The 22,496-nt window shown below is 43.3% G+C and carries 34 protein-coding genes; 32 read left to right on the top strand and 2 right to left on the bottom strand.

What is annotated here, in order from left to right; translation table 11 throughout:
- Nucleotides 1-178: 178 nt before the first annotated feature.
- On the bottom strand, nt 179-1,402 hold the full coding sequence (locus H8716_RS15655; RefSeq protein WP_249309936.1) for a tyrosine-type recombinase/integrase: 1,224 nt from the start codon (nt 1,400-1,402) through the stop codon (nt 179-181).
- A gap of 394 nt (nt 1,403-1,796) precedes the next feature.
- Nucleotides 1,797-2,165, bottom strand: a complete 369-nt coding sequence (locus H8716_RS15650) for a helix-turn-helix domain-containing protein (protein WP_249309935.1) — start codon at nt 2,163-2,165, stop codon at nt 1,797-1,799.
- An 82-nt stretch (nt 2,166-2,247) separates the two neighbouring features.
- On the opposite strand from H8716_RS15650, the gene H8716_RS15645 reads away from it, so the two are divergent.
- The 32 genes from H8716_RS15645 to H8716_RS15495 all read left to right on the top strand — a co-directional run bounded on the left by H8716_RS15645 (nt 2,248) and on the right by H8716_RS15495 (nt 22,490).
- Complete coding sequence (locus H8716_RS15645; protein ID WP_249309934.1) at nt 2,248-2,562, top strand: helix-turn-helix domain-containing protein; 315 nt, start codon at nt 2,248-2,250, stop codon at nt 2,560-2,562.
- A 448-nt stretch (nt 2,563-3,010) separates the two neighbouring features.
- Complete coding sequence (locus H8716_RS15640; protein ID WP_249309933.1) at nt 3,011-3,292, top strand: hypothetical protein; 282 nt, start codon at nt 3,011-3,013, stop codon at nt 3,290-3,292.
- A gap of 322 nt (nt 3,293-3,614) precedes the next feature.
- Nucleotides 3,615-3,779 (top strand): hypothetical protein, encoded by a 165-nt coding sequence (locus H8716_RS15635; protein ID WP_249309932.1) that lies wholly within the window; start codon nt 3,615-3,617, stop codon nt 3,777-3,779.
- Entirely contained in the window at nt 3,758-4,192 is a 435-nt protein-coding gene (locus H8716_RS15630) for a helix-turn-helix domain-containing protein (protein ID WP_249309931.1), read from the top strand. Before H8716_RS15635 ends, H8716_RS15630 begins: the two co-directional genes overlap by 22 nt.
- The gene (locus H8716_RS15625) at nt 4,192-4,995 is read left to right on the top strand and encodes a helix-turn-helix domain-containing protein (RefSeq protein WP_249309930.1); all 804 of its coding nucleotides are present in this window, start codon (nt 4,192-4,194) and stop codon (nt 4,993-4,995) included. Before H8716_RS15630 ends, H8716_RS15625 begins: the two co-directional genes overlap by 1 nt.
- Nucleotides 4,982-5,734: an ATP-binding protein gene (locus H8716_RS15620; RefSeq protein ID WP_249309929.1), complete on the top strand. Its 753-nt coding sequence runs from the start codon at nt 4,982-4,984 to the stop codon at nt 5,732-5,734. Before H8716_RS15625 ends, H8716_RS15620 begins: the two co-directional genes overlap by 14 nt.
- Nucleotides 5,731-5,916 (top strand): hypothetical protein, encoded by a 186-nt coding sequence (locus tag H8716_RS15615; RefSeq protein ID WP_249309928.1) that lies wholly within the window; start codon nt 5,731-5,733, stop codon nt 5,914-5,916. Before H8716_RS15620 ends, H8716_RS15615 begins: the two co-directional genes overlap by 4 nt.
- Nucleotides 5,894-6,190, top strand: coding sequence for a hypothetical protein (locus H8716_RS15610; protein WP_249309927.1), 297 nt, complete (start codon nt 5,894-5,896; stop codon nt 6,188-6,190). The genes H8716_RS15615 and H8716_RS15610 overlap by 23 nt, the downstream gene beginning before the upstream one ends.
- Before the next feature lie 9 nt (nt 6,191-6,199).
- A complete protein-coding gene (locus tag H8716_RS15605) occupies nt 6,200-6,499 on the top strand; it encodes a hypothetical protein (protein ID WP_249309926.1) in 300 nt (99 codons plus the stop codon).
- 4 nt (nt 6,500-6,503) lie between these two features.
- A complete protein-coding gene (locus H8716_RS15600) occupies nt 6,504-6,671 on the top strand; it encodes a hypothetical protein (protein ID WP_249309925.1) in 168 nt (55 codons plus the stop codon).
- Nucleotides 6,672-6,673: 2 nt separating this feature from the next.
- Nucleotides 6,674-7,330 carry an ERF family protein gene (locus H8716_RS15595; RefSeq protein WP_249309924.1) on the top strand — a complete coding sequence of 219 codons (657 nt, stop codon included), beginning with the start codon at nt 6,674-6,676 and terminating at the stop codon, nt 7,328-7,330.
- A gap of 12 nt (nt 7,331-7,342) precedes the next feature.
- Nucleotides 7,343-8,470 carry a DUF1351 domain-containing protein gene (locus tag H8716_RS15590; protein WP_249309923.1) on the top strand — a complete coding sequence of 376 codons (1,128 nt, stop codon included), beginning with the start codon at nt 7,343-7,345 and terminating at the stop codon, nt 8,468-8,470.
- A gap of 26 nt (nt 8,471-8,496) precedes the next feature.
- The gene (locus H8716_RS15585; protein WP_249309922.1) at nt 8,497-8,919 is read left to right on the top strand and encodes a hypothetical protein; all 423 of its coding nucleotides are present in this window, start codon (nt 8,497-8,499) and stop codon (nt 8,917-8,919) included.
- Nucleotides 8,920-8,937: 18 nt separating this feature from the next.
- Nucleotides 8,938-9,684 (top strand): hypothetical protein, encoded by a 747-nt coding sequence (locus H8716_RS15580; protein ID WP_249309921.1) that lies wholly within the window; start codon nt 8,938-8,940, stop codon nt 9,682-9,684.
- Nucleotides 9,685-9,739: 55 nt separating this feature from the next.
- Complete coding sequence (locus H8716_RS17655) at nt 9,740-9,871, top strand: hypothetical protein (RefSeq protein WP_283243182.1); 132 nt, start codon at nt 9,740-9,742, stop codon at nt 9,869-9,871.
- Nucleotides 9,864-10,331: a single-stranded DNA-binding protein gene (locus H8716_RS15575; protein WP_249309920.1), complete on the top strand. Its 468-nt coding sequence runs from the start codon at nt 9,864-9,866 to the stop codon at nt 10,329-10,331. Before H8716_RS17655 ends, H8716_RS15575 begins: the two co-directional genes overlap by 8 nt.
- Nucleotides 10,332-10,448: 117 nt before the next feature.
- A complete protein-coding gene (locus H8716_RS15570) occupies nt 10,449-10,853 on the top strand; it encodes a hypothetical protein (RefSeq protein WP_249309919.1) in 405 nt (134 codons plus the stop codon).
- A 1-nt stretch (nt 10,854) separates the two neighbouring features.
- On the top strand, nt 10,855-12,372 hold the full coding sequence (locus tag H8716_RS15565; protein ID WP_249309918.1) for a DNA cytosine methyltransferase: 1,518 nt from the start codon (nt 10,855-10,857) through the stop codon (nt 12,370-12,372).
- Between the two features lie 8 nt (nt 12,373-12,380).
- Nucleotides 12,381-13,004 (top strand): hypothetical protein, encoded by a 624-nt coding sequence (locus H8716_RS15560; RefSeq protein ID WP_249309917.1) that lies wholly within the window; start codon nt 12,381-12,383, stop codon nt 13,002-13,004.
- Nucleotides 13,005-13,031: 27 nt separating this feature from the next.
- Nucleotides 13,032-13,628, top strand: a complete 597-nt coding sequence (locus H8716_RS15555; RefSeq protein WP_249309916.1) for a recombination protein NinB — start codon at nt 13,032-13,034, stop codon at nt 13,626-13,628.
- 65 nt (nt 13,629-13,693) lie between these two features.
- Entirely contained in the window at nt 13,694-14,002 is a 309-nt protein-coding gene (locus tag H8716_RS15550; protein WP_249309915.1) for a helix-turn-helix domain-containing protein, read from the top strand.
- Nucleotides 14,003-14,284: 282 nt separating this feature from the next.
- Nucleotides 14,285-14,881 (top strand): terminase small subunit, encoded by a 597-nt coding sequence (locus H8716_RS15545; protein ID WP_249309914.1) that lies wholly within the window; start codon nt 14,285-14,287, stop codon nt 14,879-14,881.
- 2 nt (nt 14,882-14,883) lie between these two features.
- Entirely contained in the window at nt 14,884-16,260 is a 1,377-nt protein-coding gene (locus tag H8716_RS15540; RefSeq protein ID WP_249309913.1) for a PBSX family phage terminase large subunit, read from the top strand.
- Nucleotides 16,260-17,672 (top strand): phage portal protein, encoded by a 1,413-nt coding sequence (locus H8716_RS15535; RefSeq protein WP_249309912.1) that lies wholly within the window; start codon nt 16,260-16,262, stop codon nt 17,670-17,672. Before H8716_RS15540 ends, H8716_RS15535 begins: the two co-directional genes overlap by 1 nt.
- Nucleotides 17,669-18,850, top strand: a complete 1,182-nt coding sequence (locus tag H8716_RS15530) for a phage minor capsid protein (RefSeq protein WP_249309911.1) — start codon at nt 17,669-17,671, stop codon at nt 18,848-18,850. Before H8716_RS15535 ends, H8716_RS15530 begins: the two co-directional genes overlap by 4 nt.
- Nucleotides 18,847-19,158, top strand: coding sequence for a ribosomal-processing cysteine protease Prp (locus tag H8716_RS15525; protein WP_249309910.1), 312 nt, complete (start codon nt 18,847-18,849; stop codon nt 19,156-19,158). The genes H8716_RS15530 and H8716_RS15525 overlap by 4 nt, the downstream gene beginning before the upstream one ends.
- A 77-nt stretch (nt 19,159-19,235) precedes the next feature.
- Nucleotides 19,236-19,799, top strand: a complete 564-nt coding sequence (locus H8716_RS15520; RefSeq protein ID WP_249309909.1) for a hypothetical protein — start codon at nt 19,236-19,238, stop codon at nt 19,797-19,799.
- An 8-nt stretch (nt 19,800-19,807) separates the two neighbouring features.
- A complete protein-coding gene (locus H8716_RS15515) occupies nt 19,808-20,794 on the top strand; it encodes a phage major capsid protein (RefSeq protein ID WP_249309908.1) in 987 nt (328 codons plus the stop codon).
- A gap of 165 nt (nt 20,795-20,959) precedes the next feature.
- A complete protein-coding gene (locus H8716_RS15510; RefSeq protein WP_249309907.1) occupies nt 20,960-21,343 on the top strand; it encodes a head-tail connector protein in 384 nt (127 codons plus the stop codon).
- Complete coding sequence (locus H8716_RS15505) at nt 21,324-21,737, top strand: DUF6751 family protein (RefSeq protein ID WP_249309906.1); 414 nt, start codon at nt 21,324-21,326, stop codon at nt 21,735-21,737. Before H8716_RS15510 ends, H8716_RS15505 begins: the two co-directional genes overlap by 20 nt.
- Nucleotides 21,737-22,093 carry a minor capsid protein gene (locus tag H8716_RS15500; protein ID WP_249309905.1) on the top strand — a complete coding sequence of 119 codons (357 nt, stop codon included), beginning with the start codon at nt 21,737-21,739 and terminating at the stop codon, nt 22,091-22,093. Before H8716_RS15505 ends, H8716_RS15500 begins: the two co-directional genes overlap by 1 nt.
- Nucleotides 22,077-22,490 carry a hypothetical protein gene (locus H8716_RS15495; RefSeq protein WP_249309904.1) on the top strand — a complete coding sequence of 138 codons (414 nt, stop codon included), beginning with the start codon at nt 22,077-22,079 and terminating at the stop codon, nt 22,488-22,490. Before H8716_RS15500 ends, H8716_RS15495 begins: the two co-directional genes overlap by 17 nt.
- The last annotated feature ends 6 nt before the right edge of the window (nt 22,491-22,496 follow it).

Raw genomic sequence — 22,496 nt, 5'->3', positions numbered from 1 at the left:
ACGGTGCATGTTGAGACTATTTGCAAACTTTGCCGTAAATAAGCTGTTTTCAAGGCTTCAAGGTGGCGAGTTCAGTCTATTTGCCACCGATTTGCCACCCACAGAAATAAAATTGATGAAATGAACAGAAAAACGATTGAACACACTGAACATTTTCAAATGTATTCAATCGTTTTTCTTATGCCTGTAAAGATTTTTCGAAGACATCAACTGCCGTCTGCTGCATGACATCTGTATTGAAAGTATAAGTCTGTAGTGTTGTCTCAATATCTTTATGACCAAGACGTTCCATGACGGTTCGAGGATTCACACCATTCTCAGCCAAGATTGTGCCGTGTGTATGTCTCAGACAGTGAGAGTGAAAGAGTACGTTGCCGAGTTCATAGTGGATCACTCTGGCGCAGTATTTGAATGATTCGGGAGTAAGAAGTTCCCCCGTTTCTTTGGCGCATAATAGCATGACTTCTTTATACGGCACTGTGATATCACTTCGAACTTGGGTGATGGACCGGTCTGGCAGTACATAAGTCCGAAGATACTGAGAGCCAAAACGAAGCCGGTTTTTCTTCTGACGGATCGTTTCGTCTTTTAAAGCTTTTTCCAGAGTAGCGCCCATCTTTATGGTTCGGAAAGAATCATACTTGGGCGCCTTGAAATACCATGTGCGGTCAATCTTTATTAACTGGTTACGGATTGTGATCTCATGATTATCAAAGTCAACATCTTCCAGATAGTTAATTGCAAAGGTTTCACTGATTCTGGTTCCTAAGTGGTATGGAACCATCAAGGATATATGAAAATTGCTATTACTTGGAAAACGCTGTAATATCCGTTCAAACTCTTCTTTAGGACAGATATACTCAGCATGAGCCTTGGCATCCTGATCCACCGGCATTTTCCCAATTTTGACAGGAATGCATGGATTTGCCTGTATGTATTTAAGTGGCAGGATAGCATAATTCAAGGCACCCTGAAGACAGGTCAAAGTGTTTTTTATCATACTTTTTGATAATCCCTTTTTCTTCAGATCATAGATCCAGTCCTGCACTACATCTGGAGCATATTGGAAACTGCTAAGCCGGTACTGACCAAATGCAGGCTTAATGTGAATCCGGATTTTGGTTTCATAATCCCGATAAGTATTATAGCTGTATCCGTGATCAATATTTTTTTTGATTACATTTTCAAGCCAGTAATCCAGATAATCCGCAACACTCATCTTGCTTGGCTCAAAGTTTCGACCGGTATTGTTATATTGTGCCATAGCAGCAGTTCTGGCATCCAGAGCCTCTTTCTGAGTTCGGAATCCGCCTTTTTCAATTTTCTTTCTTTCACCGCCAACCTTGGCAGCATCAAAATAGTAAGACCATGTCTTACCTCTTTTCCTTACACCTTCAGCCATAATTTCATCATCCTTTCGTAAAAAAGAGTATAAAAAATACACCTGTACAGGTGTAGGAAAAATGTGGTACAATCTACTTGTTGAGAGATGAATGTACCAGTTTTACAACTGTACAGTAATCTATGTAAAACCGTTCGGTGTTACCAGCACCGGGCGGTTTTTTATGCCCCATCTCCATTTCCAGATATTACCACTTGACAAACACAAACAGATGTTCGATAATTGCATTATCGCTACTACATCCGGGATGTGTAGGACATGAGGGAGATGGGTGTTTTGGATTACAAAAGAAAAATAATGGAAATGCTTGATATGGCAGATGAACGGCGCCTGCGCCTGATCTACATATACATCAAGGCAATCCTGGGGCTGAATTAGTTCAGCCTCTTTTTCTTTACTCTTTCTCCTGTGTTAAAAGCAAAGACATCTTTTCTAAGACTTCCCAATCAGATTCATCCAGTGCCTTCAGCATAGCAATGAATCTTTTCTTGAAGGAATCATCTTCACTTTTTAAAATATCGCCGATAAATGAAGCGATCTGATCGTCTCTAGGAATTTCGATGAACATTTCGCCTTCACCTGTTCTGAGCCAATTTTCATTTACATTAAATTCTCGGCATATGAGAGAAATAACAGCATCGCTCGGTGCATTTTTTCCAACTTCATAAGCTCCAACATTTCCACGGGCTATTCCAATTCTATCGGCAAAAGTTTGCTGAGTTAAGTCTAAGGTTTTTCTTAATTTTTTCAACCTTTCATTCATTTTAAGCGTTCACCTCTTTTCTGTTACTAATTGTACTATATGTCTGAAAAAAAATCAACACAAAATGTTGGTAAATTACAAAATGTTGGGAAATTACAAAAAACTATTGACAAATGATATTAACCAACATATAATTGCAATATACCAACAAAGCAAGCAGGAAAGGAGGAAGAAAGCTAGAAAAATGATTGTAAAGGAAACAACGGAAAGGGTTGGAAAGTATCTGGAAGATAACAGAATCAATCTTTCAGAGCTTTCAAAAATCTCTGGTATAACATACAGCCAGTTGTATAACAGCGTGGGAAATAAGAAACGGGTAAGAAAATTGAGAGCAGATGAATTTCTCAGTATCTGTAAAGCATTGGGAATATCGACTGAAATATTTTGTGATAAATGAAAAGAAAGAGAAATGAAAAACAAAATAGCTGATAGGAGCATCATTCCTACCAGCCACTTGCCAAATTTGTTTACTCTATGCACTTTGCAGATTTTCATCACACAAGATGATGCCTTATGTTTCTATCAAATACTTTGTCACTTTCGCAGTTTTGGTTCTGCATCATGCCTAATCGCTGACAAATGATAAGGAACACTTGATACGGTGAAGCATTTTAATGAGTGCCGTCTCGTGCGTTTTATACTCCTTCTCTGAGTTGCGTAACGCCGTATCAGTAATTTACATTAACCCAGTTTAAAGTGCGTTGGTGCCACTGTTGCGACCCTATCTTAAGAGAGCAGGCAAAGTCAAAAGTTTGGTCAAAAAGACCACGCTCCTTTCCATGCCTTTGGCATAGTCAGATTTTAACATAATGTCAAAATATTTACAAGGAAAAGGAGGAAGAGAGATGTCAGTCATTTATGATGTTCTATTAAAACAGCAGGATTACGAACCGGTTATTGGACATTTCGGAGAACCTAAGTATATATGTCTGTTTTATGACGAAGACCGGAATAAAGCATTAAAAGAAATGTGGAAGTACGTAAAAGAACACGGATTCATTACTCCAGATAAAAAGTTTACTGTTGCAGATATAGTTTTGAGAGAACGTAAATCCACAGGCGAGGAAATCAGTATTACTTCATATCATGAATTATTTAACACAATAACAGGCGAACTTCTTAAATAGCCGAAACGGTCACTTCTGACTGTCCACCGGAACCGCCCCACCGGTGTTGACGAGGCAGGGCAGAAAGAGGTGAAGAGTGAGAGAAAAAATAATTGCATTTTTTGCAATTGTCGCAATGCTTGCATTGGCAATGATCAAAATATTGGCATTGGTAAACATTGCGACAATGTGATTATGGAATAGATGAGGTGGTTAATATGGGAACGGTAAGTAATTTTAATCATTTTACTGGTAAGAAATCACCATTCAAAACACAAAAACGAAAGAAGAAAGTGAAGGAAAAGAGAACTCACAAAAACAAGTATGAAAAGAGGTGAACGATATGTCTGAAAAAGAAAAAAAGATTCTTGATACCATAGCAACAGCAGTACCTAATATGTCTGATTTTGACAAAGGCTATTTGCTTGGTATGGGTGAGGCAATGGTACGCCAGAAAGAAAAAGCACAGAAAGAGGGGATAGAAACATGCGTTTCTGCGAAAAGCTGAAAAAAGCAATTGATGAACTTGGGTTGAATCAATCTCAGGTGTGTGGGCTTACCGGAAAGAGTAAAGCGTCTGTGAGCCAGTATTTATCTGGCAAGCAGATCCCATCAGAAGAAGTGCAGAGCGAGATTGCTACAGCACTTGGACTGGAATCGGATTATTTCAGTAAGCAAGATCGGACAGTAGTTGTACTTCCGGCTTCTGACCTGAGAGACGGAGTGATTCCACGATTATCCGTAGAAACTGTAGCAAAGCTGATGAGGGTAAACCACACCACAATCAGAAAAGGTCTGGTACAGGGAAAATATGATTGGGGATATGCAGTTAAGACATCGGAAGATAGATATTCGTATTTTATCAATGCAATGCGTTTTCAGGAAATTGAAAAAGTAAAAGTTGAGGGGTTGTGGTACTGATGGGAGACAGCAAAGTGACAAGAGAGGGATTCATAGCAATTCAGGGCTGGATGGTTACGGACCTTCAGCTAAAGGGGAATGAGCTTTTGATCTATGCCTGTATATATGGATTTTCCCAGGCAGAGGATCAGACTTTCAGTGGCAGCCTTCAGTATCTGGCTGATTGGACGAATAGTACAAGAAGAGGCGTATTGAAGAATCTGCAGTCCCTGATCGAAAAAGGGTATCTGGTCAAGAAAGAAAGCACCATAAAAGGTGTGAAGGTCTGCGAGTACCGAACGGTTGACAGTTCACTGGTGGTGAACAAAGTTCACGGGGGTATGGAACAAAGTTCACCGGGGGTGGTGAACAAAGTTCATGGGGGTGGTGAACAAAGTTCACCTAATAATATAGAAGATAATATAGATGAAAATATAGATGATAAGAAAGAGAGAGGTAAAGAGACATCTGCACAGCAGATTGTAGACCTTTATAACCAGATCTGTCGCTCTTATCCAAAACTCAGAACATTATCTTCTGCCAGATTGAAAGCAATAAAGGCAAGACTTAGAAAATTCAGTCTGAATGATTTTAGAGAACTGTTTGAAAAAGCAGAAGACAGTGATTTTCTGAAAGGCAGCAACAACCGGAACTGGTCAGCAACCTTTGACTGGCTGATCAAAGACCAGAATATGGCGAAGGTACTTGAAGGTAATTACGATGGCAGGAAAAACAGGGCATCCCCGAAACAGGATTATTCGTATCTGGATAACTGCAGACCGGCGGAGCCATTGAAAGAGGGTGAAGGGCTTGACTATTTCTGATATTGCACAGCGGGTGGTACAGCAGATCACGCCTGCAGGAGAAAAGCCGGTGTATGAATGCCCGGTCTGCAAGGATACAGAAATGGTCCTGTATGTAGAAGATGGCGTAGAGTATGCCAGACCTTGTGAGTGCCAGGCACGGAAGAGAGCCAAAAGGCTGATGCGTGCCAGTGGGATATCCGAAGAGGATCAGGGAAAAGGTTTTGCAGACTTCCAGACATTCAAGGAAAAATCACTGGAACAGGCCAGAAATACGGCGATCATGTATTACCGGTGTTTTTTGAAAAATCAGGGACAGCGGGTAAATTCCATAGTCCTGTGTGGGGCATCCGGGCGGGGAAAAACTATGCTGGGGCTGTGCATCTGCAACAACCTGATCAAGAATAACATCGAGGTCAAGTACATGGCATACCGGCAGGAGATCACGGCACTGAAACAGGTGGTCACGGATGACTTTAGCTACAGCAACAGGATCAACACATATAAGAATGCAGCAGTCCTGTTTATTGATGATTATCTCAAGGGCAAGATCACAGAATCAGATATCAACATCATGTATGAGATCATAAATCACCGCTATCTGGCACGGTTACCGATTGTATTGACTACGGAACGGACAGTATCGGAGATGATGGAGATAGACGAAGCCACAGCCTCACGGCTGGTGGAAATGAGCCGAGAGTACATAGTGACACTTGGAGCAGATACACAGAATTACAGACTGAGGGGGAGAGCATGAGAAAGATATTTATAGCATCGATGGCGGTCATGTGGATCACAGCACTGAGACTGCCGGCAGAGACGGGATGGACTGGTGCAGTATTATCCGCAGTTCCGTTTGCATGGCTGATGTACAGTGCATATATGAGCACATCGGTACTCTGGGATGGTGATGAAGATGAAAAGCATATTGCAGAATGAGAAAAAGTGCTTCATCTGTGGACGGGCTATGACCTGCGGACCGGACAGACTGGAACTGCATCACTGCTTTTATGGCAGACCGTTCCGAAAGTATTCAGACCAGTATGGATTAACCGTCTGGCTGTGCGGTGACAGCTGCCACAGAAACGGGAAAAATGCAGTCCACAGAAACCATGCAGTCGATGAAGAGGTCAAAAAAATAGCGCAAAGAAAGTTTGAAGAGACGCACAGCCGGGAAGAGTTCCGGCAGATCTTTAACAAAAGCGTGTTATAAGGGGGAAACATGAAAAGAGCAAAGACGGCAACAACAGCAAGGACCAGAAGAGAAAGCAATGAACTGGTGAACCGCAAGAGATCCTGCCAGAATGTTGCAGCTGTACTTGCAGGAAGCGAAAAGCCACTCACAGCCCGTGAGATCGCAGCAGAACTGTACAGTTACGGACTGGTAGATTATCCGATCCGGCAGGCGGTACAGCCGAGACTGACGGAATTGGTGGAAGACGGTGACGTGATCGTCACAGGGAAAGTGTATGACACAGAGACAAAAAGAAATGTAGCAGCTTATATGTTGCGGAAAGGGTGAGAGTATGACGTTATGGGTAAGCCTGGAACAGGCAGAGATGCTGGAAAGCATGGTACTTGAAAGACTGCAGAAAAGAGGCATGAAAAAAGAGGACTGCGCAGACTGTGCACTTCTGTATGCTGCAGTCCACAAGGACATTGAGGAAAATAAGAAAAAGAATGCAGGTGCATAGCCATGGGAGAAAAGAAGATTTATAAAGCAATCCTGGGCGTGATGGCAGATGTTGGACATATCGGGAAAGACAGGTTCAACGATCAGCAGAAGTATAAGTTCCGTGGTATCGATCAGATTTATAATGCGCTACAGCCGGCGATGATCAAAAATGGTGTGTTCGCAGTCCCTATCGTAGAGAAAGAAGATCGGACAGAAAGAACAAATCATAACGGCACAGTGATCTTTTACAGCAGACTGCATGTGACATACCGGTTTTATGCCGATGATGAAAGTTTCGTAGAAGCTAGTGTAATAGGTGAGGCTATGGACACAGGAGACAAGGCTACAAACAAAGCCATGAGCGTTGCATATAAATATGCCTGCTTCCAGGTGTTCTGCATCCCAACGGAAGAAATGAAAGATCCAGATGCAGATACTTATGAGGACATAAAGGGACAGCCGGATCAGCAGCCAGATTATGATCCATCCAATGACCTGATCGATGGGATGAAAAAGAAAACCCTGTTATCTGTCATGGAGAAAAAAGGTGTAGGTGAGAAGATGCTCCTTGACCGGTACAAGATCAGGAGTCTGGATGATATGAAATTGATCGATTGGATGAAGGCAATGAAAGCGCTGGAAAAAACACCGGACAAGCCGGTAGATTTGGGAATTTAGGAGGGGAAAAACATGGACAAGCTTATAAAAGCAAAATTTATCAAAGATGGAGAGCCATATGGACGCCAGTACACATACCTGACGAAAGAAGATGTGCAGTATGGCCAGAAAGTGTATGCAGATACCCAGCACGGAGAAGCGGAACTGATAGTCACAGATGTGAATATTCCTAAAAGCGAAGTACCGGAAGATGTAATACCGAAGCTGAAATATATTCACACTGCAAAGCAGGAAGAAATCACAACGGAAGGTCTGAGCTTTGATGCAGAATTGGTGTTACCGTCTGTGAAAATCAATTACGAAGAACTGAAAGCTGAGCTAGAAAACAAATTGAAAGAATACAGCACTCTGGTGATTACAGAAGAAACGCTGCCGGGATGCAAGGCAGCACAGAAAGAACTGGCCGGGCTGAGAAATACCATTGATAGATACCGTAAGGATAAGAAAAAGGAACTGGAAGCCCCGATCAAAGTGTTCGAAGCACAGTGCAAAGATCTGGTTGCATTGATCGAGAAAGTAGAACAGCCGATCAAAGAGGGCATTCAGGTCTATGATAATGCGAAAAAGGATGACAAGCGGGAGAAAGCAGAAACAATCATTGCTGAAGTTGTGGAAAGCGCCGGGCTGAATGAAAAGTATGCAAATAGATTATTCGTGGTTGATAAATACACGAATCTGACGGCAACGGAGAAAGCAGTGAGGGAAGATGTAGAGACCAGAGCATTTGCTCTGAGAGTGGAGCAGGAGCGTGAACAGGAACGGCTTGATATCATACAGAGTGTGATTGACAGTGAGAACGAAAGAATCACTGCAAAAATGGATATTATCGATTTCCAGAATCTGATAGATTCTTCCAATTTCAAAACAAAGGACATTATTGCCACAATAAAAGGACGGGCAGAAAGAATTTATGCTGCTGAGCATCCGGCACCAAAGGAAGAATCGAATCCAGAGCCGGTACAAGAGCAGAAACCGGAACCGGTAAAATCAGAAATAAAGCAGGAAGAGCCAGAAGAACCACAGCCGATGTATAAAGTTGTAATAGATGTACGTGAACCTGTGGGACGGATTAGAGAACTGGGGGGATTTTTAAAGAACCATGGTTATAACTACACAGTCATTGAACAGACTAGGTTATAAAATAAAAACGAAAGGAAACAAACAACATGAACAAAGTGGAATTGCAGAGCATTGTTGGGGGTGCCTTGCAGGAGAAATTTGAAAGAGCATTTGAAAAAGTGGTAGAGAATATGCAGGATGCCAATACCTCTTTCAAGATCAAGCGTGCTATTAACATCAAGCTGTCATTCACCCAAAATGAGCAGCGGGACGAGGTTTCCTGTGATATTGATGTGGCAGAGAAACTGGCACCACAGGCATCCATGCGGACACAATTTGCCATTGGCAAGGACTTACGAACCGGCGAACTGTTTGCTGAGGAATATGGCAAGCAGATTAAAGGGCAGATGAGCATCAATGATTTCCAGGAGCCGAAGCAGATCGAAGAGATAGACGGAAAAGCCGTGGATGTGGAGACTGGTGAGATTGTAACTGATAACGTGGTAGATTTTAGAAAGGTCGCAAGATAAGCGAGAAAGGTAAAAGAAATGGATTTAAGAGCAGCACTGGAATATGTAGTAGGACTCAGCAGACCAAACATCTATGAGATTGAAGACAGAGAAGGGAAAAAGCATAAATTCTCAGATCGGTCATTGAAACAGGTAGAAGCAAGCATTCCTGTTTACAGAGCGGACAATGAAATCGAGATGAATACACTTACAAGTTTTCTGGACTACATTAAGGGAAAGATTGATACCATGCCGGGTAAGATGATTGTACATGTGTGCAGCCCTACAAAAGTACAGCTTTATTCACAGCTGAATGTGAATCGTGACCGTGAAGACCTGGTTGCGGTAACGGCGAGAGTTCCGTCATTTTCATTCAATAAGTTTATGGATAAAGAGGCGTTTACGATTGCACTGCAGTCCAAATTTATTGACGAGCATGACCGTGCGCTGGTATTGAAGTTTTCCGGTACCGTAGAAGATGGAACCGTGACAGAGTACGGGGATGATGGCGTATCACAGAAAGCATCCGTAAAAACCGGTATTGCATCAAAGTCAGACGCCATTGTGCCTAATCCGGTAAAACTGAAACCATACCGGACATTCCTGGAAGTGGAACAGCCGGAATCAGACTTTATTTTCAGAATGAAGTCTGACAAATATGATGGTATCCAGTGTGCCATCTTTGAAGCAGATGGTGGAGCCTGGATGATGGAAGCAACGAGACGGATCAAGGAATACTTGCAGAAAGAACTGGCAGAGTATCCAGAGTTCACAGTGATCTCATAATATCTATACCGGTGCGGTAACACTACTGCACCGGCAATGAAAGAAGAGGGACAGCATGACAGTAGAAGAAGCAATTGATTATCTGAAAAATCCATTAGGAAAAAGTGTGAATGACCATAAAGAAGCTGTGAAGCTTGCAGTGAAAGCACTGAGAATGATGGAAGAAAAGGAGAAAAATCATGAATAAAGTAATTCTCATGGGACGGTTGACCAGAGATCCGGAAGTACGATATTCAGCAGGTAAGAATGCTACCGCAGTGGCAAGATATACCTTGGCGGTAGACAGGAGATATAAGCAGGAGGGACAGCAGTCAGCTGATTTTATTTCCTGTGTTACTTTTGGAAAAAATGCAGAGTTTACGGAAAAGTATTTTCGCCAGGGCATGAAAATTGTGATCAGTGGAAGACTGCAGACTGGCAGTTATACAAACCGTGACGGGCAGAAGGTATACACGGTAGATGTGGTCGTAGAAGAAAACGATTTTGTTGAGAGTAAGAATGCATCCAGCGCAGATCTGGAAGCAAGAGACGAAGCAGCGCTTCAGCAGTCAGGGTATCGTGAGAACAGATCGAAAACCAATGAGGCATGTGGAGAAGATTTTATGAACATACCGGATGATCTTGGTGAGGAACTGCCGTTTAATTAGAAAATAGAAAGGGGTAAGAGATTTGCTGGCCAGCACAAAAGGATCCTTTGCTCCTAAAAGAAAATGGAAAGATTAACGATTGAAGAGATTCTTGATCATTGCAAAAGAAAAACAGAGATGTACGAGAGAAATGTTAAGGCTGATTATCTTGATACAGCACCAATGATTAATTCGGTGAAAGAATACTGGGAGCATAAGCAAGTAGCAGAGTATCTGGAAGAACTGATAAAGTACAGGGAACTGGAAGCACAGGAACGGCTTGTGAAGCTGCCGTGTAAGATCGGAGAAAAAGTATATATCCCACGATGCATAGAGGAATGCAAGTATGATTTTGAATGTCCGTTTGAGGATATTGGAGAATGGAGCAAATGCACCAATGATGAACCCTGTGAAAATGCCTATAAGGTATACAAGATTATAGAGCCTGCATTTGAACTTAAAATGCTTGCAAATATTGGAACCAGAATATTCCTTACTAGGGAAGAGGCAGGAGCAAAGCTGAATGAGATGAAAGGGGAGTAAGATGCAGGACGGAATCATTATTGATGCATTCGCCGGGGGAGGTGGAGCATCGGTGGGAATAGAAATGGCACTGGGAAGATCGGTGGATATAGCTATTAACCATGATCCAGATGCCATCCTGATGCATAAGACCAATCATCCTGGAACGCTGCATCTGACAGAGGACATCTTTAAAGTTAATCTGCAAAAATATGTCAGGGGAAGACATGTGGCGCTCATGTGGGCGTCACCGGACTGCACCAGCCACAGCAAAGCGAAAGGCAGTCAGCCGAGAAAACACGGTCTGAGGATACTTCCGTGGGCGGTATATAAGCACACAAAAGCAATTCTCCCGGATGTAATCATTATGGAGAACGTGGAAGAAATACAACAATGGGGGCCATTAGACGAGAAAGGACATCCAATACCGGAGCGCAAAGGGGAAGATTACAAGAAGTTCATTACAGCCATGAAAAGCCTGGGATATAAGTTCGACAGCAGGGAACTGGTGGCAGCAGATTACGGGGCACCGACTACACGAAAACGATGGTATGCGGTGTTTCGCAGAGACGGAAAGGAAATTGTATGGCCGGAACCTACTCATAGTAAAACCGGATCAGATGGCAAAGAAAAATGGGTGCCAGTATCCAGTATATTAAATTACGGGGACTTGGGAGAATCCATATTTGGAAGAAAGAAGCCACTTGCTCACAATACCATGAGCAGAACAGCAAAGGGCTTGGAAAAGTTTGTATTTCGTAACCCGGAGCCTTTCATAGTTCAGGTAAATCATGGTGGTCAGACATTCCGTGGGCAGAGTGTGCATGATCCTATGCCAACGATAACAGGAAAACATGGCTTCGGTATGATTATGCCATACATTATCCAGTATCACTCAGAAACAACGAAATCAGGGGTAAGAGGGCAGAATATAGCTGATCCGTTACAGACGATAGATACCAGTAATCGGTATGGTCTGGTTATGGCATTCCTTGAAAAGTTCTACAAGAGCGGTACTGGACAGTCAATGAAAGAGCCATTGCATACGATAACCACCAGCCCTGGTCATTTTGGACAGATTTCCATATTGATGGTGAACTGGGAAGAATTGAAGAAAGCGGGAATCAGTCAGGAAATAGCGCAGAAAGCTACCTGGGTATCTCAATTCATAATGGAATATTACGGATGCGGTACTGGACAGTCAATGAAAGAGCCATTGCATACCATTGTAACAAAGGACAGGTTTGCATTGATTACGGTCATGGGAGACGAATATGCGATTATGGATATATACCTGAGAATGCTACAGCCGGAAGAACTGAAGCTGGCACAGGGGTTTCCAAAAGATTATATCATTGACCGAGATTATAAATGGCAAAAATATCCGAAAACAAAACAGGTTGCCAGAATTGGGAACAGTGTTGTGCCGGTTATGGCGCAGAAACTGGTAGAAGCAAACTGCGGATACCTCAAAGTAGGAGAAAGATGCCCTGCGCCAATATTATATACTGGAACGGACGGTCAGGTATCATTTGTGTAGGAGGGGAAATGAGCAATAAATTAAAAAAGAACAGCGCCCAGAAACGAACCAGAAGATATCTGGGTATCAATCAGAAATTGATTAACCAGTACAACAAAAAAGAGGCAGAAGATAAAGCAATGCTTGCGGTATCGACAAGTATTTGCTGGATGACTTATCTGGCACTGTATGATCTGCTGGGGTTCAAAGAGAAACGGCTCAGGAAGTTTTACAGTATGGCCATAGATATGAAGGTAAAATGGCATGACGATGCATGTACAGACATAACCACAGAAGCCATGCAGAACTACTGCATAGCAAAGAAAATCAAATATCAGGACTGGATCAGGAGCATACCGGAAGTGCAAAAGCGGGCATTATGTCCTGTTACCATCACAACGAATGAAGGTATCCGATACCTCGATGCGGTAATACTGGCGAATATTTTGCCTATGGTCGTTATTCTGAAAGAAGAATTTCGGGTATCAACGAAAAAGGTCAATGAGGTACTGGATAAGATCAAGCATATGATCGGATGCTATGCAGTCAGACAACCGAGATGCAAAAAGCCATATCTGGATGATCAGTCGATTATTGCGATGTTCAAAGAAGAATTGAAACTGAATCTGGAGACAGGGGAAAGGGTAGCGTGATAGTGAATCATGAAGTTTGCAGGTAAAGTGGCTGGAATAACACGGGACTTCCTGACAAAAAAGCTCCTGATCACGTTTGAGACATCTGAAGATGTGACCGGCCAGTATGATGACATCCAGGGAAAGATCCTGACGATAGAGGCAAAGAAATATAGAAAACGAAGGTCACTGGATGCCAATGCAATGTTATGGGCTTGTCTGGGAGATATTGCAGCTGCTTTAAATACGGATAAGTGGGCCGTTTATCTGAGGATGCTTAGAAGATACGGGAAGTTCACATATATCATTGTGAAACCAGAGGCGGTCGAGAGTATGAAGGTTCAGTGGCGTGAGTGCGAAGTGATTGGAGACATTAAAGTAAATGGTCAGAATGCGGTTCAGATGCTGTGTTATTTCGGATCCAGTACATATAACACACAGGAGTTCTCGGTATTGCTGGAAGGTGTTATTTCAGAAATGAAAGAAATGAGGCTGCATGCACCGACAAGCGGAGATATGCGAAGAAGCTTACAACTGTGGGAAAAACAACATAGGGGGGATTATGTGGAAAAGAAAGAAGAAGAAAAGCGAGGGACAGATAGCAAGGATCAAGAACACAGAACCGGCGATCCGTCATCCGAATGAAGAGGCTATGAAGTGGATGCGTAGAAAGCCGTATGATGTGCATGTTGCGAAGAGAGGTGATGCAAATGCCGAATCGGAAAAGGTATAAAAAATACTGGTATCCGTCAGTGCTGGATATGATCAAGAATTATAAAAAGCTGGAATCAGGAGCAGAAATGCAACAGAGATTCAAACAAGCCATAGATGTCACATTTGAAAAGTTGAAAAACAGCCCTGATGGTATTGACATAGTAAAGGCAGTACATATGGTTTATATCGATGATACTTATGGGATTACGGGTGCAGCGGATCAGCTTCATGTATCACGGGCGACTGTGCAGAGATGGCTGAGCAGATTTGTCTATGCTGTAGGAAAAGAAATGAAATATGAATAAATTGATGCTTGAGGACATGGAATCCACTCTACAATATATGAAGAGTGGATTTTTCATGCGATAGATTTCCCTCCTTAGAATAAGCCCTGACAGGTAAAAAGGGGCTGGATCATCTGATCGTGCGTCCATGGGAACATGGTTCTGTAGCCGGCAGTGGGGCAATGACTGGTTCGAATCCAGTATGCCGGTTTCTCACCCTTCCATTATTTTATACTATGGCGTACACAGAAGTGTGCGCCTAAATCATAATACGGAGGACAACAGAAGTGTGGTGATTGAATTATGTTAACCGAAAGACAGGAAAGATTCTGCCAGGAGTACAGGATTGACCGGAATGCAACACAGGCTGCCATAAGGGCTGGCTATAGTAAGAAGACAGCATACTCACAAGGACAAAGGTTGTTGAAGAATGCTGAAATTAGAAAAAAGATTGATGAACATAGCAAGAAGGTATGTGAGCGGGCAGATGTAACCCAGGAACGTATCATAAATGAACTTGCAATGATTGCTTTTTCGAAAGCATCAGATTATGCAAGGATCGTTGAAAAACAGGCTATAGACGAGGCTGGTCAGATTATTACAGATGCCAATGGTGATCCGATAATGTACAGAACGGTAGAACCGACCATTACAGATGATCTGACAGAAGAACAGAAAAGAGCCATTGCAGTCATCAAAAAAGGGAGAGACGGGTTTGAGATTAAAACTTATGACAAAACAAAGGCATTGGAATTGCTTGGAAAGCATCTTGGTATGTTTGAGGATCAGAATGAAAAGAAACTAAGACAGTCCAAAACCGAACAGGAAATCGAACGGCTGAGACGCCAGAACAATGGAAACAATGACGAGGACGATGGAGTAACACTCGTTTACGATTGAGTATGAAGAAGATAAGAATCAAGGATCAGCTGATAGAGCCGTATCATCAAGTATTTGATGATGTGATAAAAGCGCATAAGTATTCGTGGATCATACTGACATCTGGCCGTGCTGGTGCAAAGTCTTCCGGAGTGTCGATCATAGCCAATTCGAAGATTGTGCAAGATCCTGATTGCTCCGGTATCATCCTGAGAAAGAGACATAACAAACTGCGGAAAACAGTCTACAAAGAGTTCATCAGAGCCATATCCCGTATGGGGATTGATAAAAGGCGGGCTTATGAGATCACAAAGTCACCTATGGAAGTCAGATACAAGAAGAATGGTAACACGGTGTATTTTGCCGGATCTGATTCTGTGGATGACACAAAGGGCATCATTGACGAGAATAAACCGATCAAGTTCGTAGTTCTGGATGAGTTGACAGAGTTCTTTGAGGTTGGTGAGGGTGAAGATGAACTGAACAACATCGAAGCAACGTTCGTCAGGGGGAATGATGGTGAGTTCGTCATGATTACCATGTTTAACCCACCGAGAAATCCGAATGCACCGATCATGAAATGGCTGGACAAGATGAAAAAGCGTAAGGATGTGCTACATATCCACACAGACTATAGAGATGTACCCATTTCGTGGATAGGTAAGAAGCTGGTGCAGGCTGCTGAAGCTCTAAAGGCTCTTGATGAAAAGATGTACAGATGGATCTGGCTTGGGCTGTGCACAGGTGTAGATGAAGCAATCTATTACATGTTCAGTGAGAAGCATATCAGAAAGCCACTGAGAAAGACGTACAACCTGATTGTGGTCGGTGGGGACTATGGACAGCAAAATGCGACTACATTCCAGGCACTGGGTTTGAATCCTGATGTGCTGCATCCCGGGCTTGAGGGGCTGACGGAGTTCTATCATTCCGGCAGAGATACAGGAAAACAGAAAAGTCCTTCAGAATATGCAGAAGCACTCAAAGATATGGTCAAGGAACTTCACGAAAAGTATTCGTGTGGCACATTCTATGTGATCCTGGACCCGTCAGCGAAGGGATTGAAAGAGGAGTGTAAAAGGACTTGCAGATCATTGCCATGTACCGTGGTATTCAAGGACCAGATGGATGAGCGAAAGGGCAAGATGAATGATGTGGCTCTTGGAATATCAAGAGTACAGAAACTATTGAATTATGGTCTGCTGCATCTGGATCCGTCACAGGAACATCTGATTGATGAGATGCAGACTTATGAATATGACAAGAAGGCACTGGATGCCGGGAAAGAAGTACCGGTGAAAGTAGGAGATCACGGACCTGATGCACTGAGATACGCAGTGATGTGGGCATGGAGCAAATTGAAAAAATATTTACCAGTAAGTGAAAAGGATGAAGAGTAATGAACATATATACGTTCCTTAGTAAAAAGCTGGGGATTGATACGATTGATTCATCGTTCTATTCCCTGATTGACAGTTGGGATTCCTGGTACAGATCCAATGTATCCCACTTCCACAGATACAACATTTACAACGGACAGAACAAAATCGTATGCAGAAGATTATCTTTAGGTATGGCTGCACAGGTTTCGTCTGATATGGCCGATCTACTGATGAATGAGCGGGTGAAAATAACCATAAATGATGAACCTACAAGCATTTTTGTGAATGCAGTGTTGGAAAGAAACAGATGGCAGCATAAATCAAATGAGTACCAGGAACTGAAAGCAGCGCTCGGAACCGTGGCGTATGTGGTACAGGTGGATGGAGCAGCCGTTTATGATGATGAGCATATTGAGGGCGGGGATATTCGGATCGACTACGTGAGGGCATCCAATATATTCCCAGTATCATGGGATAACGGGATCATCCGCGAATGCGTATTCCGTTTCCGAAAAACATACAAAGGCAAAGTATATTATCACCTGCAGATACACAAAAAGGAAAATGGTCTTTATGTGGTTGAGAACCATGTAGTCCGTGATACAAGTGGGAGCGGTACTGAGATACTACCAGAGAAATGGTCGGATTATCCACCGTTCCAGAACATGGCACCAAAGATTGCGACTGGAAGCGAATATCCGCTATTCATTATTGATAAGCTGAACATTGCCAACAATTTCGGCGATGACAATGAAAACCCGATGGGGATGAGCATCTTTTATAACAGCCTGAGTGTACTGCAGAGCATTGATCTGAAATATGATTCCTACGCCAATGAATTTTCGCTTGGTAAGAAAAGATTATTTGTTGCACCGGAAATAGCGGAAAACAAAAACGGTGATGCGGTGTTCGATGAGAATGATGTTGTGTTTTACATTTTACCAGAAGATACATTGGAAAAAAATGATGCAATCCATGAAGTAAACATGGAGCTTCGTGTGGATGAACACTCCAAGGCAATACAGGATGATCTGAACCTCTTGTCATTCAAGTGCGGATTTGGACAGAACCGATATAAATTTGATCGGGGAACCATTCAGACAGCAACGCAGGTGATATCAGAGGACAGCGATATGTACCGGACGGTATGTAAACATGAACTTGTGCTTGATGAAGCGATCAAAGAACTGGTCAGAACGATTGCAAGACTTGGAACGGCCATTGGCGTCAAAGGGTTGCAATCGGATGCTGAAATAGCGATAGATTTTGACGATTCCATTATTGAAGATAAGGAATCAGAAAGAACCAGCGACCGTGCAGATGTTGCTATGGGAGCCATGAGCCTTGTGGAATACCGTATGAAGTGGTACGGCGAGACAGAAGAGCAGGCCAAGAAGAAAGTGGTTGAAAATGGGGATGTGATTGAATGACGCCAGGAGAAAAAGAGGGACTGCCACTCAGACTGGAAAAGATGTATCAGGAGGTCGGAGAGTTCGTGATGCAGGATGTGTGCAGACGAATCAAAAAGGCGGGAGAGATCACATCTACTGCCGACTGGCAGATCAACCGTCTGGTTGGCATGGGAGCCACGACAGAAGAGATCGAGCGTGAGATCAAGAAGAGATTGAAGCTGACTTATGCAGAAGTTTATGAGATCTACGACAAGGTGATTGAATGGGAATATGTACGAAAAGCAGAGATCTATGAGCAGGTCAGTGCAAAATTTATTCCGTATGAGGACAATGAGGAACTGAAACAGATCACAGAGACACTAAGAGAGCAGACCTTGGACGAGTTCAAGAATATTCCCAATTCACTGGGCTATGCGGTCAATATGGGTGGGAAGATCGTATTCACGCCACTTGCTGAATACTATCAGAAATACATAGATCAAGCCTGTATGGAGATCATCACGGGCGCATCTGATTATAATTCAGCATTGCGCCGGGCAGTGAAGCAGATGGCTAACAGCGGACTTCGCACGACAGGAGTAACGTATGCATCTGGACATTCAGACAGAATCGAAGTAGCTGCCAGACGGTCTGTCATGACCGGTGTATCACAGCTTACCGGGCATATATCCAGATACAATGCACAGAAGCTTGGTACAGATTGCTTTGAGGTGGAAGCTCATGCCGGAGCCAGGAACACTGGTAGCGGATATCTGAACCATCAATCATGGCAAGGGCGTGTCTACAGTTCGGAACAGCTGAGAAGCGTGTGTGGGCTTGGTGAGGGTGGTGGCTTGAATGGATGGAACTGCTACCACACCTATTATCCGTTCATTCCTGGGATCTCAGAGCGCAATTGGAGTGATGCGGATCTGGATAAGCTGGCAAGATCAGAGAATATGCCAAAGGAATGGCAGGGAAAGCAGTATACCACTTATGAACTAACCCAGAAACAGCGTGAGATGGAAAGAAACATGAGAGCGCAGAGAGATACCATACAGGGACTGAAATGGGGAGAGGCTGATAAAGACGAGATCACAAGCGCACAGGCAAAATATAAAGGTCAGTTGTATCAGTACCGGCATTTCTGTGGAAAGTTTGGATTTGAGACACAGACAGAGCGTGTGTATATGGATATGAGAGGGCGACAGGCATGATCGAAGTAACGATAAAAGAAAATACATCTGGTTATATATCCGGCATCATAGTAAAAGGTCATGCCGGGTATGCGCAAAAGGGAGCAGATATTGTATGCGCAGCTGTGTCCATTCTGACATTTTCCTCATTGGAGACACTGAAGAAACATTATTATGTGGATACCAGAGAGGATGATGGTCTGATTGAGTGCCATGTATTGAATCCGGGAAAAGCATCCAACCTTATTGTAGAAACGTTTGTGAATGGAATCAAAGCATTAACAGAACAGTATAGGGAATATGTGATATGGCAGCTGCAAATTGCGTAGCTGTTTATACGGCCAAAACGTGAAGCCTTTAAAAGCTCGGAGAGTGCCGACGGGCGTAAAGCGGACAGGAGATACGTATGAGTTACGGTTTTTATTTGGATTTACAGAAATTTACAGATGGCGGTGACGGTGGAAATGGTGGCACAGGAGGATCTGGTGGAATTACATACAGCTACGAACAGGCTGAACAGATCGCTTCTGAAAGAGCAGGACGTGCCGAAAGATCCGCATTGACCAATTATTTTCAGCAGAACGGGATGACTGCAGAACAGGCACAGGAAGCATTTCGTGACTTCAAGGAGAAACAGGAAGCACAGAAACCGAATGTGTCAGCTATTGAAAAACAGAGAGACGATGCACTTGCGGAACTGACCGGCATCAAAAACAAGGCAGTACTTTCTGGTCTTGGTGTGCAGAAGGAATATGAAGATTTCTTACTGCACGAGATATCGAAAAATGTAACTGATAAAAAAGATTTTAAGGCGTGTGCAGAAGAGTATTTGAAAGACAAACCACAGTATACAAGAACACAGAGCCAGATGCGTATGTCTTCCGGTTCTTCTGGTGGAAGTGGTGCTGGATCTTCTGATGATGTGAATGCAACTTTCAATGCAGCGCTTCGGAAAGCTTTTGGAAGATAGGAGAAAATATGAATAGAAACAGAAATTTTGTGATGGATTTACAGAAATTCGCAACAGTTAATACACAGATCACCAGATCAGATGCAGAAGCGCTGATCAGTACACAGGTAATCAATGACATTATTGAAGGTGTGGTTACACAGTCTGCTGTTCTTCAGATGGGAAGAAAGTTGCCAAATATGACGAGCAATAAAACCAGAATGAAAGTACTGGATGCACTGCCACTGGCATACTGGGTAGATGGTGACAGCGGTTTTAAACAGACAACAAAAGCAAAATGGGCTAATAAGTACATTAATGCAGAGGAGCTTGCAGTAATCGTACCTATCCCAGAAGCAGTGCTGGATGATGCTGATTATGATATCTGGGGAGAAATTAAACCACGAATCATTGAAGCAATGGGAGCAAAGATTGATGCAGCCGTATTATTCGGGACAGAAAAACCAGCATCATGGAGAGCGGGGCTTGTCCCTGCAGCAATAACTGCTGGAAATGTCAAGACAATATCCGCAGACCTGTATCAGGATATTATGGGAGTAGATGGCGTGATCGCCAAAGTGGAAGGTTCTGGTTATCTTCCGACAGGTCATATGGCAGCAGTAAACATGAGAGCCAAACTTCGTGGACTGGTAGATAAAAATAACCATCCGATTTTTAAGACAGATATGCAGGGATCTACTCAGTATGCACTGGATGGAAACCAGATGTACTTCCCTATGAATGGAGCATTTGACACATCAAAAGCGTTGATGATCTCCGGTGACTTCAAGCAGCTGGTATATGCAATCAGACAGGATGTTACATACAAGATTCTGGATCAGGCAACAATCGTCGATCCATCCACCAAAGAAGTAGTATTCGCACTTGCACAGCAGGATATGGTGGCACTGAGAGTGGTAATGCGTCTGGGATGGGAGATCCCGAATCCAATCAACGCATTTTCACCAACAGAATCAACCAGATTCCCATTTGCGGTGCTGAAAGCGGGGGAATAACAGGGTATAGTACTCTGGCAGATGTTCACAAATACACGGCTGACGAATTGAACCAGCTTACCATTGCTCAAATCAAAGCGTTAGCCGTTGAACTTGGCTATACCTTAACTGCCACAAAGAAAGCGGATATCATAGAAGAATTTTTGAAACAGCAGGAGGCGTGATATGAAGATTTATGCAGAGTATGAGTATTACGTGGAAGAGTTCGGGGCGAAGATGTCCGCAGCGGAGTTTAAGAGATATTCCAGAGATGCGAGCGCTTATATTAAGCGTGCCACTCTTGGAAGATCAGAAACATATGAGGGCGAAGAACTGAAGCTTGTAACCTGTGCGGTAGCAGAAGCATATTGTGATGTGGATAAGGCTTGTATAGGTGGAAGGATGATTGCCAGCGAGAATAACGATGGCCATACCGTATCTTTTTCTAATGCTGAAACGGATACGGAAGCACTGAAAGCGAAAAAAGCATATCAGGTCATGAGTAGCTATCTGGCAGGAACAGGGCTGCTCAGCAGGAGGGTATCACGAAATGATAACTGCGGATTCTAGCATCACAATATACAACCAATATGATGATCCTGAGACCAGAATGACCAAATGGAACCGGACAGTGCTGCATGGCATATCAGCATTTGTTAATACAAAGGCATCTCTTGTAAATGGGGAGGGAAGACCGGCGAATGAATCCGTGTTTCGCATCCCGTCTGCATGTGATAAATACAGTCTGTATATGCCGGAATATGACTACCACTGTGCCGCACATAAAGAGAACTTCTGGACCCTTGCAACGGGCGATCTGATTGTAGGAGGTGTGTGTCCGGTTGATAACATAGGTGGAATCAGCACACTGGACAAGAACCATTATAAGGCGTTTCGGGTATGCGCCGTTTCGGATAACCGCAGAGGTATCCTGGAACCGCATTTGAAAGTGAGGTGTGAATAATGGCAGTCAGGCAACCGTCAGACAGAACGATACAGGCAGGTGGATGCACCACAAGGCTTGTGTGGAATCCGTCCTTTGGCAGCCAGAAAACAGCTGCATTCACTCAGGCACAGAAGTTTGTAGATTCTGAGATATTACGTTATATGGATCCATTATCTCCGTTTAGAACCGGTGCTATGGTTCGAAGCGCCACACAGGGAACTGTGATTGGATCAGGTCATATTTTGTATAATTCAGTTTATGCGAGAAGGCAGTACTACGAACACAAATCACGGAGCAAGTGGTTTGAAAAGGTGAAAGCTCAGAAGCTGGATACCATAGCGAGGGGAGTGGGAAAAATTGTCGGTAATCATTGAGGATATTCGCAATTACATTTTGAAATGCCCTTTTTTGCATGACTGGGTACTGAATTTGGACTTTCTGCCGGAAAAGGTAAGCTACAGCATAGATGCTATGCCGGCAGAACCGTACTACAAGAAATATGTGGACGGTGGTGGTGTGAAACAGCAGTATTTTTCTCTGACTTCCAAAGAAATGTTCGGGGAAGATGTGCTGCAGAACATTGCGAACTCTGGTTTCTGCCAGATGTTCGAAGAATGGTTAGATGATAACAATGAAAACGGTATACTCCCGGAATTGGACGGGTATAAAGCCCAGCGCATTGAAGTAACCAACAGTGGATCACTTCTGTATGCGGACGTAGGACTTGGAGTATATCAGATACAATGCAGATTGCTTTATGAAAAGGAGTAAATAAAA

The sequence above is a fragment of the Jingyaoa shaoxingensis genome, assembly GCF_014385005.1.
Classification (GTDB): domain Bacteria; phylum Bacillota; class Clostridia; order Lachnospirales; family Lachnospiraceae; genus Marvinbryantia; species Marvinbryantia shaoxingensis.
This window is presented reverse-complemented; position numbering and strand designations above follow the sequence as displayed.

Excerpts from the sequence above, each read along its gene's own strand:
- H8716_RS15655 (WP_249309936.1), bottom strand. The coding sequence starts at position 1,402 with ATGGCTGAAGGTGTAAGGAAAAGAGGTAAGACATGGTCTTACTATTTT.
- H8716_RS15650 (WP_249309935.1), bottom strand. The coding sequence starts at position 2,165 with ATGAATGAAAGGTTGAAAAAATTAAGAAAAACCTTAGACTTAACTCAG.
- H8716_RS15645 (WP_249309934.1), top strand. The coding sequence starts at position 2,248 with ATGTTGGGAAATTACAAAAAACTATTGACAAATGATATTAACCAACAT.
- H8716_RS15640 (WP_249309933.1), top strand. The coding sequence starts at position 3,011 with ATGTCAGTCATTTATGATGTTCTATTAAAACAGCAGGATTACGAACCG.
- H8716_RS15635 (WP_249309932.1), top strand. The coding sequence starts at position 3,615 with ATGTCTGAAAAAGAAAAAAAGATTCTTGATACCATAGCAACAGCAGTA.
- H8716_RS15630 (WP_249309931.1), top strand. The coding sequence starts at position 3,758 with ATGCGTTTCTGCGAAAAGCTGAAAAAAGCAATTGATGAACTTGGGTTG.
- H8716_RS15625 (WP_249309930.1), top strand. The coding sequence starts at position 4,192 with ATGGGAGACAGCAAAGTGACAAGAGAGGGATTCATAGCAATTCAGGGC.
- H8716_RS15615 (WP_249309928.1), top strand. The coding sequence starts at position 5,731 with ATGAGAAAGATATTTATAGCATCGATGGCGGTCATGTGGATCACAGCA.
- H8716_RS15610 (WP_249309927.1), top strand. The coding sequence starts at position 5,894 with ATGAAAAGCATATTGCAGAATGAGAAAAAGTGCTTCATCTGTGGACGG.
- H8716_RS15605 (WP_249309926.1), top strand. The coding sequence starts at position 6,200 with ATGAAAAGAGCAAAGACGGCAACAACAGCAAGGACCAGAAGAGAAAGC.
- H8716_RS15600 (WP_249309925.1), top strand. The coding sequence starts at position 6,504 with ATGACGTTATGGGTAAGCCTGGAACAGGCAGAGATGCTGGAAAGCATG.
- H8716_RS15595 (WP_249309924.1), top strand. The coding sequence starts at position 6,674 with ATGGGAGAAAAGAAGATTTATAAAGCAATCCTGGGCGTGATGGCAGAT.
- H8716_RS15590 (WP_249309923.1), top strand. The coding sequence starts at position 7,343 with ATGGACAAGCTTATAAAAGCAAAATTTATCAAAGATGGAGAGCCATAT.
- H8716_RS15585 (WP_249309922.1), top strand. The coding sequence starts at position 8,497 with ATGAACAAAGTGGAATTGCAGAGCATTGTTGGGGGTGCCTTGCAGGAG.
- H8716_RS15580 (WP_249309921.1), top strand. The coding sequence starts at position 8,938 with ATGGATTTAAGAGCAGCACTGGAATATGTAGTAGGACTCAGCAGACCA.
- H8716_RS17655 (WP_283243182.1), top strand. The coding sequence starts at position 9,740 with ATGACAGTAGAAGAAGCAATTGATTATCTGAAAAATCCATTAGGAAAA.
- H8716_RS15575 (WP_249309920.1), top strand. The coding sequence starts at position 9,864 with ATGAATAAAGTAATTCTCATGGGACGGTTGACCAGAGATCCGGAAGTA.
- H8716_RS15570 (WP_249309919.1), top strand. The coding sequence starts at position 10,449 with ATGTACGAGAGAAATGTTAAGGCTGATTATCTTGATACAGCACCAATG.
- H8716_RS15565 (WP_249309918.1), top strand. The coding sequence starts at position 10,855 with ATGCAGGACGGAATCATTATTGATGCATTCGCCGGGGGAGGTGGAGCA.
- H8716_RS15560 (WP_249309917.1), top strand. The coding sequence starts at position 12,381 with ATGAGCAATAAATTAAAAAAGAACAGCGCCCAGAAACGAACCAGAAGA.
- H8716_RS15550 (WP_249309915.1), top strand. The coding sequence starts at position 13,694 with ATGCCGAATCGGAAAAGGTATAAAAAATACTGGTATCCGTCAGTGCTG.
- H8716_RS15545 (WP_249309914.1), top strand. The coding sequence starts at position 14,285 with ATGTTAACCGAAAGACAGGAAAGATTCTGCCAGGAGTACAGGATTGAC.
- H8716_RS15540 (WP_249309913.1), top strand. The coding sequence starts at position 14,884 with ATGAAGAAGATAAGAATCAAGGATCAGCTGATAGAGCCGTATCATCAA.
- H8716_RS15535 (WP_249309912.1), top strand. The coding sequence starts at position 16,260 with ATGAACATATATACGTTCCTTAGTAAAAAGCTGGGGATTGATACGATT.
- H8716_RS15530 (WP_249309911.1), top strand. The coding sequence starts at position 17,669 with ATGACGCCAGGAGAAAAAGAGGGACTGCCACTCAGACTGGAAAAGATG.
- H8716_RS15525 (WP_249309910.1), top strand. The coding sequence starts at position 18,847 with ATGATCGAAGTAACGATAAAAGAAAATACATCTGGTTATATATCCGGC.
- H8716_RS15520 (WP_249309909.1), top strand. The coding sequence starts at position 19,236 with ATGAGTTACGGTTTTTATTTGGATTTACAGAAATTTACAGATGGCGGT.
- H8716_RS15515 (WP_249309908.1), top strand. The coding sequence starts at position 19,808 with ATGAATAGAAACAGAAATTTTGTGATGGATTTACAGAAATTCGCAACA.
- H8716_RS15510 (WP_249309907.1), top strand. The coding sequence starts at position 20,960 with ATGAAGATTTATGCAGAGTATGAGTATTACGTGGAAGAGTTCGGGGCG.
- H8716_RS15505 (WP_249309906.1), top strand. The coding sequence starts at position 21,324 with ATGATAACTGCGGATTCTAGCATCACAATATACAACCAATATGATGAT.
- H8716_RS15500 (WP_249309905.1), top strand. The coding sequence starts at position 21,737 with ATGGCAGTCAGGCAACCGTCAGACAGAACGATACAGGCAGGTGGATGC.